The sequence below is a fragment of the Vibrio sp. 10N.261.52.A1 genome, assembly GCF_002876325.1.
GTDB classification, from domain to species: Bacteria; Pseudomonadota; Gammaproteobacteria; order Enterobacterales; family Vibrionaceae; genus Vibrio; species Vibrio chagasii.
Map to the genome: position 1 here is coordinate 1 of NZ_MCYD01000789.1, position 1,772 is coordinate 1,772.

At 44.2% G+C, this 1,772-nt stretch carries 2 protein-coding genes and 1 pseudogene; 2 read left to right on the forward strand and 1 reads right to left on the reverse strand.

The window, feature by feature from the left end; genetic code table 11:
• A pseudogene (locus BCT81_RS16430) lies at window positions 1–253 on the forward strand (ATP:cob(I)alamin adenosyltransferase); the annotation flags it as partial.
• A 92-nt stretch (window positions 254–345) separates the two neighbouring features.
• On the opposite strand, the gene BCT81_RS16435 reads toward BCT81_RS16430, so the two are convergent.
• Window positions 346–1,260 (reverse strand): chemotaxis protein, encoded by a 915-nt coding sequence (locus tag BCT81_RS16435; protein WP_017630084.1) that lies wholly within the window; start codon window positions 1,258–1,260, stop codon window positions 346–348.
• A gap of 163 nt (window positions 1,261–1,423) precedes the next feature.
• Between BCT81_RS16435 and ppiC the strand changes: the two genes are divergently transcribed.
• The gene (gene ppiC, locus BCT81_RS16440) at window positions 1,424–1,753 is read left to right on the forward strand and encodes a peptidylprolyl isomerase PpiC (protein WP_081090320.1); all 330 of its coding nucleotides are present in this window, start codon (window positions 1,424–1,426) and stop codon (window positions 1,751–1,753) included.
• Window positions 1,754–1,772: the final 19 nt, after the last annotated feature.

A 1,772-nucleotide genomic window follows, 5' to 3' on the forward strand; every position in this document is an offset into this window, starting at 1 on the left:
TTACTTGACCACTTCAGAGCTTCATTTGTGTCGTTGCCAGGCTAAGAAAGTGGTGCGAGCTTTGGTGAGCATTGAGCATCATGAAAGTAAAAAGTCACCGGATCCGATTCTTTTTAAATACGCTAACTTAGTTGCGAACACACTGTATGCATTGGCGTCTTTCACTAATCATGTCAATGAAGTAGAGGAAGTGGAATTCGTGAGTAAGAGCTATTCTATGCCCAAAAGCTCTACGCAGAAAAAGAGTGGCTAGCGATTAGCTCTATTCTTATTGAGATTTGAAGAAATAAGAGACTTAGAAGCTAAACCATTGAGCATGATGCTGGTTTAGCTTCGTGAAGAGCCCTAAGCAGCCGTAGAGGCGTCGTTTAAGACCTTTGCGCCGCGTAGCATGGCTTCGATTAACTCACCCGCATTGAACTTTTCAAGCGCTTCATGGGCACCCACCTGATTCGCACGATCAACACAGATCTCACTCGATAGTGAGGTATGCAAAATACAGTAAGCATGACTCAATGCACTGTCGTTTTGTACTTCAAATGCAAGTTCGTAACCATCCAATCCCGGCATTTCAATGTCACTGACAAGAAGGTCAATCGCTTTGCCCACGCTAGCTTGGCGTCGCATTAGGTCAATCGCATCCAAACCGTTATTACAGATGCTATAAGGAATGTTGATGCTGTCGAGAGCGTCAGATAGCTGCTTACGCGCAATCAAAGAGTCATCCACCAATAAGATGTTTAGTGCCTTGAGGCGCTCTCTTTCTACGTCGGTCAGCATTGGAATATGCGCGTTCTCGTAATCTGGGTAGATCTTAGAGAGCAGTAGTTCGACATCGAGCATTTGCACGATACGATCTTCAAAACGAGTAATGCCCGTCACAAATACATTACGACCGACACTCGCAGGTGGCGATTCAATACTCTTCCAATCACATTCAATGATTTTATCGATTGAGCGAACTAAGAATGCTACGACCGTTCTTAAGCAGTCGGTCACGATGAGTACACAATCATTGTATTCAGCGGGAGTGATCGGGCGAAAGCCAATCGCTGCAGACATATCAATCACTGGAACCGTAAGGTCGCGAATGGTCACGGTGCCAATCACATGGTGGTGAGAGTAGGGAATTTGGGTCATCGGTTGAAAAGGCACGATTTCCCTGACTTTAAGCGTGCCAATCGCAAAACTTTGAGTGAGGGACAATTTGAACATCAACATTCCCTGTGACTGACTCGCTTTACTGATCGGTTTGGCCATAATTGGCTCCTATTTACTACACGCTTAATTTATAAAGAATAATTTAAAGGGAAATAGCAGTCGCGGCAAGTAACTCTACTGTTTTTAGGGGCTTTAAGGCGGTTGTTTTCGGTTATAGAGTGAAGAATGGTGTTTCTTGGGTTAAAATCACGCTAAATACTCGCTGTCGACGAATGCAAGTCGGCAAGCAGACAGCAACAAACTGAGAGTTATCATGGCAAGAACAGCAGCAGCGCTTCATATTTTGGTGAAGCACAAAGAACAAGCAGAAGACATCATCAAGCAGCTAAAAAAGGGCGCTAAATTTCAAACATTAGCGAAGAAGCACTCAACGTGTCCATCGGGCAAAAAGGGCGGCGATTTAGGTGAGTTCCAAAAAGGTCAAATGGTGCCTCAGTTTGATAAGGTTTGTTTTTCTGGCGAGACGCTGGTCCCACATCTTGTTAAAACGAAATTCGGCTGGCACGTGGTTAAGGTTCTTTATAGAACCTAGTATAAGATATGTGTTAGAT